At 53.5% G+C, this 7,018-nt stretch carries 7 protein-coding genes; 4 read left to right on the top strand and 3 right to left on the bottom strand.

What is annotated here, in order from left to right:
- Positions 1 to 267: 267 nt before the first annotated feature.
- The 3 genes from HX875_RS18050 to HX875_RS18040 all read left to right on the top strand — a co-directional run bounded on the left by HX875_RS18050 (position 268) and on the right by HX875_RS18040 (position 2,817).
- On the top strand, positions 268 to 1,014 hold the full coding sequence (locus HX875_RS18050; RefSeq protein ID WP_177044234.1) for an SDR family oxidoreductase: 747 nt from the start codon (positions 268 to 270) through the stop codon (positions 1,012 to 1,014).
- A gap of 87 nt (positions 1,015 to 1,101) precedes the next feature.
- Entirely contained in the window at positions 1,102 to 2,010 is a 909-nt protein-coding gene (locus tag HX875_RS18045) for a LysR family transcriptional regulator (RefSeq protein ID WP_218171957.1), read from the top strand.
- A 177-nt stretch (positions 2,011 to 2,187) separates the two neighbouring features.
- On the top strand, positions 2,188 to 2,817 hold the full coding sequence (locus HX875_RS18040) for a GlcG/HbpS family heme-binding protein (RefSeq protein WP_177044233.1): 630 nt from the start codon (positions 2,188 to 2,190) through the stop codon (positions 2,815 to 2,817).
- A gap of 385 nt (positions 2,818 to 3,202) precedes the next feature.
- Here HX875_RS18040 and HX875_RS18035 read toward each other — a convergent pair whose 3' ends face one another.
- The gene (locus HX875_RS18035) at positions 3,203 to 4,087 is read right to left on the bottom strand and encodes an SDR family oxidoreductase (RefSeq protein WP_177044232.1); all 885 of its coding nucleotides are present in this window, start codon (positions 4,085 to 4,087) and stop codon (positions 3,203 to 3,205) included.
- 30 nt (positions 4,088 to 4,117) lie between these two features.
- A complete protein-coding gene (locus HX875_RS18030) occupies positions 4,118 to 4,870 on the bottom strand; it encodes an SDR family NAD(P)-dependent oxidoreductase (RefSeq protein ID WP_177044231.1) in 753 nt (250 codons plus the stop codon).
- A 103-nt stretch (positions 4,871 to 4,973) separates the two neighbouring features.
- Here HX875_RS18030 and HX875_RS18025 point away from each other — a divergent pair, with 103 nt between their 5' ends.
- The gene (locus HX875_RS18025; protein WP_177044230.1) at positions 4,974 to 5,555 is read left to right on the top strand and encodes a TetR/AcrR family transcriptional regulator; all 582 of its coding nucleotides are present in this window, start codon (positions 4,974 to 4,976) and stop codon (positions 5,553 to 5,555) included.
- Between the two features lie 94 nt (positions 5,556 to 5,649).
- Here the strand turns inward: HX875_RS18025 and HX875_RS18020 are convergent, their stop codons facing one another.
- The gene (locus HX875_RS18020) at positions 5,650 to 7,011 is read right to left on the bottom strand and encodes a DUF1329 domain-containing protein (RefSeq protein ID WP_177044229.1); all 1,362 of its coding nucleotides are present in this window, start codon (positions 7,009 to 7,011) and stop codon (positions 5,650 to 5,652) included.
- Positions 7,012 to 7,018 lie beyond the last annotated feature (7 nt).

Here is a 7,018-nt window from a genome sequence, read left to right as displayed (position 1 = left end):
AGGGTTTTGACACACTCTGGGCCGAAAGCGGACAGTGGGAAAGGCCTTGATGGAGCCAAAAAAGAAAGAGTTCACCGTTCAGAACGCCACTTCAACAATTTCTTCATTTTTTGATTAAGTCTTACGCGATTTCAACGAATTCCACAAAATTTCGACGAGATATACCATTCGAACAAGCAACCCATTTACCGAATGGTAGTTGCAGGATGGCGTTCTCGTTTTTTGCCAGCCGACTTAATTACTTTTAATAACATGAAGGGGAATATCATGAAACTCAAAAACAAAGTTGCCTTTATTACCGGCGGCACGTCAGGTATCGGCTTGGAAACAGCAAAGCTGTTCCAAGCGGAGGGAGCGAATGTTGTACTGGTTGGTTCGAACGCGGAACGCTTGGAAGTCGCGGGCAACGAGCTCAATGGTAGCGTGTTATTGATTCAAGCTGACCTGCGCAAGGTATCTGACATCGATCGGGCCATTGAAGAAACCCGTGCAAAGTTCGGTCAGATCGACATCGTATTTGCAAATGCTGGTGCCACTACCGTCGCTCCGCTGGCCGCCGTAACGCAGGAGTACATCAACGATAACCTTGCACTGAATTTCACAGGAACATTTTTCACGATCCAAAAGGCAGTCCCTCTGATGAGCGAGGGCGGAAGCATTATCGTTACGACCTCTTTCCTGAACACCATAGGTTTTCCAGGCATGTCGATTCTGGCCGCCACCAAGGCCGCAGCTCGCTCTCTGGTTCGTACCTTAGGCGCTGAATTGGCACCGCTCGGCATTCGTGTCAACGCTGTCAGCCCGGGCGCCATAGCAACCCCTTTTTACAGTAAAATTGGCCTGCCAGAAGAGGTGCTTTCCCAGGTTGCGGCTACTGTTACTGACAAGGTAGCACTTAAGCGTTTCGGAAATCCTGCGGAGCTGGCGAAGACCGTGCTGTTCCTGGCAAGTGATGATTCGTCATACACCACAGGGACCGAAATGGTGGTAGATGGTGGCCTGACGCAGTTTTAGTATGCGGCAGCATCACAACGAAAATGTTCAAGGCCGAACGTCTCGTCCTTGAACTAAAATTTCTTCTGCATATTTTTGGGGCGTCACTTGGACCGATTGGATGCGATGGCAATGCTGGTGTCTTCAGCTGATGAAGGTAGTTTGTCTGCGGCGGCCAGAAAGTTAAACATTCCGGTTGCAACGCTCACGCGAAACGTTAACAACCTTGAAATGCTGGTAGGCACAAAGCTGCTTATAAGAACGACGAGAAAGCTCGCGTTTACCGATGCAGGCCTTGAGTACATTGCAACAGCCAGACGAATATTGGAGGACGTGAGCGAATTGGAAAGGCGTGCCGTGGGTGAGTTTACGACCCCTCGAGGAGAGCTGGTCATCAGCTCGCCAGTACAAGTCGCGCGCCTGCGAGTGCTTCCTGTCATCAACCAGTTCCTCGAACTCTATCCGGAGATTCGAATCCGGTTATTACAGTCTGATCGTATTATTGACCTGGTAGATATGCACGCTGACGTAGCTATTCGGGTCGGGCACTTGCGGGACAGTAGCCTAATCGCTAAACGAGTGGGCTCATTGAGAGTAGTCATGGTAGCAAGCCCGGCTCTCTTGGATAAATATGGTTCGCCCAAAACGCCTGAAGACTTACATGGGTTTCCCTGCATTGTATTTGACAGCCCCAGTCTTTCGCCATGGCGCTATCGCAGTCAGGATAATGGGAAAATCTGTACAGTTGACCTAGTACCCAGGTTGCTTGTCTCCTCACCAGATGCAGCCGTTGATGCAGCCATTAATGGGGTCGGTATTACGTCCGTTCTTGAACACGATGTATATGACGCGATAAAGGCTGGAAAGCTGAAGTATGTTCTTCGAAGTTTTGAAGCTGAACCTGTTCCGGTCCATGTGGTTTTCCTTTCTCGAAATTCAATGCCTGCAAAGTTGCGCAGCTTTATAGATTTTTCTGTGCCTCAGCTTAGGCAATTACTATCGAGGTTTGGCAAATAGAGATAATTGCCCATAAATAAAAAACCCAAGTAAATACTAAAGCCTCTTGGAGTAAAGTGGCGAGCACTCTATTTCAAGGCTGGGCAGGCCATCCAATTTAACTATTCTATGATTAAGTGTTAATCACAACCTGGTGGTTATTTTTTTAATCTGCAAATTGTAATATGGTCCGGCCGCATGGAAGCTGCGATCAGCTGTTACCATTGTCCCTTTCAGTGTGAGATTAAATCAATGAAACCCGATAGTGTCAGTAAGTCGATCAAAAGATTTTTCGCGCAGCAGTGTCATTGTGTAGCTAAACCCGCATTGTTAGCCGTGATTATTGGGCTAGCATTGCAAGCGCCTGCAGAGGCTCAAATATCTATTAGCAGTAAAGCGCTCCCTTTGAACAGTGCCATCATTGCCGCTCAAACGGCAGTAGATACCTGTAAAGCTAACGGCTATGACGTTACCGCGACTGTTGTGGATGTATCTGGCACCCCGCAAGTAATTCTACGGGCTGATCGGGCTGTCATCAGCACTAAAGATAGTAGCTATCGCAAAGCTTACACCGTAGTGACTATGGGCACGATTTTCAACGTAGATACTACAAGTGGTTTTATCGGAGTCATCTCGAAGTTCCCTCCTGTAGTGGCTGAATCGCTTGCCAGTACGCCTAACGTGACAGCGTTACCCGGTGGCGTAGCATTTAGAGTGGATGGCGAAACCATTGCCGGGATTGGCGTCGGGGGTTCACCAGGTGGTGACAAGGATGAAGTCTGTGCCCAGGCGGGCGTGGCCAAGGTGGCGCAGCTTATGAAGAAGTAGTCATCTGTGCTGCGTCAGCAGTAACTACACTGACTTGGCTAACAGAGAAATTACGGCCAGGTGGTTGGTTATCATCTCGCCCGATCTTTAGCAGAGAAATTGCACATCTGCATCGCCTCGGCTTTCCTAGATATGTCGAAGTCAAAAAAAGCAAGCTGAGGCAAGGTTCAATCAGTCCGCTTTTGACCGATTTCGGCCTTTCAAATTGGGCAGAAAACATCGGCCAAAAGCGGCCCTCAGGTGTCTACGAAACTAGGGAGGATTCACTCACGTACGCCGTACGAGTTACCGAAGGTGTTAACTCTGATATCGAAAACCGAGCCTGACCTCACATCAGATTCTCGCTATTTGCTCCCTATCGATCTTGTTGAGCGAAGCTAAGGCATCATAGTGACTCATTTACAGCGCTATAATTTGATCCAATGAATTCCAGGCAACTGATCGGACGTCGGCCGATCAAGCGCTCCAGATCACCGGTAATCTCCTCGAATTCACCTGTATTTACCGCCGCGATCCACTCGTGCAAAAAGTCAGCAACAGGAGCGGGGATGCCATCACCGACTAGCCTTGCGGCGAGTACTTCCTTCGACACGGTCTGATAAGGGACTTTCCTACCAACGACCTCTGATAATGCCGCTGCTATTTCTCGGAATGAAATCGCTCCGCTGGCACCAAGGGTATAGGTCTTGCCCTCGTGGCCTGTTTGGGTAAGGATCAATGCGTTGGCGTACGCTAGATCTGCTCGTGAAACCAGCGTTGCGCGGCCATCACCTGCGGTAACTTGAACACCGTTGGAGGCCCAGCGTGCTCCCAAAAAGTATGGCAAGGAGTCCTGGTACACACTATTGCGTACTACGGTGTAAGCCAGCCCGCTGTCTACCAAGGCCTGCTCAGTGGCAAGGTCCGATTCGGTCACCATCGAGATCAGGTTGACTGACCCGGTTTTGCGCTGGATCGACGTATAGACGAGGTGGCTGACACCGGCATATTTTGCCGCCTGGATGATATTTAGGTGCTGTGGCAAACGGTCCGTGAACGCAACTGCCGAAACCATCAACACCTTCTCGATGCCTTCGAATGCTGCAATCAGTGACGACTGATCCAGATAGTCGCCGCGCCGAACTTCCACACCTTGCGCCGCGAGTGCCTGAACCTTGCCAGGATCTCGGACCATCGCAACCAATTGGTTCGCTTCCGTGATTTGCAGCAGTGCTTTCAGGGTTTGAGAGCCCAATTCGCCAGAGGCGCCTGTCACCAATATCTTGCCCATGATTGACCTTCTGTTAGTGAGTAAAAGGGGTCACACCTGTGCCCAGCCGCCATCAACTGGGATTTCAGCGCCGTTGATGTAGCTGGCTCCGTCGGAGGCCAGGAAGACGGCTACTTTGGCAATCTCATCGGGTTGTCCGACGCGCCCAACCGGGATCAGTTCGGCGAAGAGGCCAAGCATGGCCTCTGCAGCTTCCTTGTCCGGCGCAGCACCCTTGAGGCCTGGGGTTTCAATGGCTCCCGGGCTGATGACGTTCACGCGAATGTTGCGATGCTTAAGGTCGAGCATCCAACCGCGGGCGAAACTGCGGATAGCGGCCTTGGTGGCGGCATAGATGCTGTTGCCGGGCATGCCTTTGCTGCCGACCAGTGAAGAGACCAATACAATGCTGGCCCTATCACTTAGCAGCGGCAGCAGTTTCTGAACGGTAAACACCATCCCTTTTACATTCACTGCGAACAGACGGTCGAAGGACTCTCCGGTGATCTCGCCAAGAGGTGCGCGCTCAAGAATCCCAGCATTGGCAAACAGGATGTCCAGTCGCCCTGCCTGCTTGCCGACAACCTGCGATACGCGCTCCAAATCAGCATCGTTGGAGACATCCCCCTGAATCGCCACAGCCTGTTCGCCAATCAAGGCAACGGCATCATCAAGAGCAGCCTGGTTTCTACCGGTAATGAATACCCGAGCACCTTCCCGTGCGAAGCGTTTTGCCGTGGCCAGGCCCAGGCCGGAGCTACCTCCGGTAACCAGCGCTATTTTTCCAACAAGTGTCTGCGTCATGGTTTCATCTCATCAGTAATATAGTGATCACTACATTACGAGCGCTGGCGAGGCTGGTCAAGCTCATAATAGAATGATCGCTAAATTATCAGGAGGGCAGGCGATGGCACGTCCGAGAAAGTTTAACGAGGACGCCGTTCTGGACAAGGCCACAGATATTTTCTGGAGCAAAGGCTACGACGGCACCTCTGTGGCGGAATTGACCAAGACGATGGGCATCAGCGCCCCCAGCCTTTACTTCGCCTTTGGCAGCAAGCGCGGGTTGTTTGATGCCGTGCTTGAACGCTACGACCAACGCAGGCTCGCCCACCGTGACTGGATCCTGGCTGCACCTACAGGCCGCGAGGCCGCCAAGCGAATGCTGATAGGTGCTGTTGAGTGGCTCACCACTGCAGACGAGCCTTTGGGTTGCCTGCTGGTTCAGTCGGGGCTTGCGAACGGCTTGGCTGATTGTGATGTGGCTACAGAGCTCAGTCGTCGACGTAATCGTATAAGAGCCATGTTGCGCGAGCGTTTCGAGCTGGCGCAGCAGCAGGGTGACCTGGCCAGCACACAAGATGCCGACGCACTGGCGCTTTACATCCAGACGGTGTTCGACGGTCTGTGCCTGCAAGCCGCTGCGGGAACTGCGCGACAGCAACTGGAGACTGTTGTGGCCCGCGCATTGATGAGCTGGCCTGTGTAGCCAGGTGCGACTTGAAGCGGAGTGCCAGGTATGAAGCCGCCAGCTGCGCTGGCGGCCAACCCGTTGACTCTGTCTCGACCATATTGACGATGCGTTAACGAATGCCGTCGTTGCGCAAGGCGGTTGGTGTGTATTCTGCCGCGACGGCCTTGAAACCGATGTCCATGCTGTCCTTCTCTTCGTTACGCATCCCGGAGACCAGGTAGCGCCCGTTGATGAGGTCATACAGGGCTTCGACACCCATCCACGGAATCTTCTTGTCGTACAGCGGCGTCATGAAGCCCTCGGCGGTGCGCCACAAGGTATTGCGTGCATCGTAGTGGTCGGCAAGGGCGATTTGCCAGCTGTCCTCATCAAAGTACAAGACGCGTTTTGCATAGACATGACGCTGGTCAGCCTTGAGGTCGGCCTCAACCACCCATACCCGATGCAGTTCATAGCGGGTGATATCGGAGTTAATGTGCCCCGGCTTGATCACGTCGGTGTACTTCAGTGCGGGCGACTCCAGTTGGAAGCTATTGTAGGGGATGTAGATTTCCTTTTTGCCGAGCAGCTTCCAGTCATAGCGGTCCGGTGCGCCGTTGAACATGTCCAAGTTGTCTGCCACCCGTTGGCCGTCCGAGGCCGGGTACGGGCCATCGTAAGCAATCTGTGGGGCGCGTCGCACGCGTCGCTGCCCGGCACTGTAGATCCAGGCCATGCGCGGTTCCTTCACCTGGTCGAGAGTTTCGTGGACCAGCACCACATCGCCGGCCAAACGGGCTGGCGCCGTCACCAGTTGCTTGTAGTAGAACAACACATTGCCCGGATTTTGCGGATCGAAGTCTTTCAACTGGTCGCGATAGGTGAACTGCTGCTTGAAGTACACGGGGTTGAAGGTACCGTCGGCCAATGGTGTGGCCTGGACGTGGGTGCGCCGCACGCTGCCGCCGCGATAGCGGGTGATGTGATTCCAGACCACCTCAAGCCCATTTTGGGGAATAGGGAAGGGCGTGGCGATTTCAAAGTCCGACAGGCCGTTGCCGCCGGATATAAGTGTCGACTTCACTGCGTTCCTGGCGATGGCCTGGTTTACGTTTTCGGGCAGGGCCGCGCTTCGATGGCTGGGGAACACCCGCATGTGGAAGCTGTCGGGGTAGCGCTTGAACAGGGCCAACTGGCCCGGCGTCAGTTTGTCCTGGTACTGTGCGACATTTTGCGGAGTGATGGTGAACAGCGGCTTTTCGGCCGCGAAGGGGTTACTGAGCGCACCATTGGGCCCTGCGCTGCCCGCGTTCTCGGCCAGACCGCCGGTCCATGGGGGAATGCTCCCGTCGGCGTTGCCGGCTTTTTCTGCACCGACGGGCGTCAGGCTGTTGCCCAGCTTCGCCGCTTCACTCGCTGGCACTGCCGCCTGGGTCAGCGTGGCTGTAGCGAGCAGGGTGAGTGTGGTGGCAAATAAGGTCAGAGTTTTCATTGTGTTG

The sequence above is a fragment of the Pseudomonas yamanorum genome, from assembly GCF_013386765.1.
Lineage (GTDB): Bacteria > Pseudomonadota > Gammaproteobacteria > Pseudomonadales > Pseudomonadaceae > Aquipseudomonas > Aquipseudomonas yamanorum_A.
Note: the sequence above shows the minus strand (reverse complement) of the source record. Positions and strands in the feature narration are given on the sequence as shown.

Bases quoted from the DNA above. Each gene is read 5' to 3' on its own strand.
- HX875_RS18035 (WP_177044232.1), bottom strand. From the start codon at position 4,087: ATGGGCAAGATATTGGTGACAGGCGCCTCTGGCGAATTGGGCTCTCAA.
- HX875_RS18040 (WP_177044233.1), top strand. From the start codon at position 2,188: ATGGAAGCTGCGATCAGCTGTTACCATTGTCCCTTTCAGTGTGAGATT.
- HX875_RS18020 (WP_177044229.1), bottom strand. From the start codon at position 7,011: ATGAAAACTCTGACCTTATTTGCCACCACACTCACCCTGCTCGCTACA.
- HX875_RS18025 (WP_177044230.1), top strand. From the start codon at position 4,974: ATGGCACGTCCGAGAAAGTTTAACGAGGACGCCGTTCTGGACAAGGCC.
- HX875_RS18050 (WP_177044234.1), top strand. From the start codon at position 268: ATGAAACTCAAAAACAAAGTTGCCTTTATTACCGGCGGCACGTCAGGT.
- HX875_RS18030 (WP_177044231.1), bottom strand. From the start codon at position 4,870: ATGACGCAGACACTTGTTGGAAAAATAGCGCTGGTTACCGGAGGTAGC.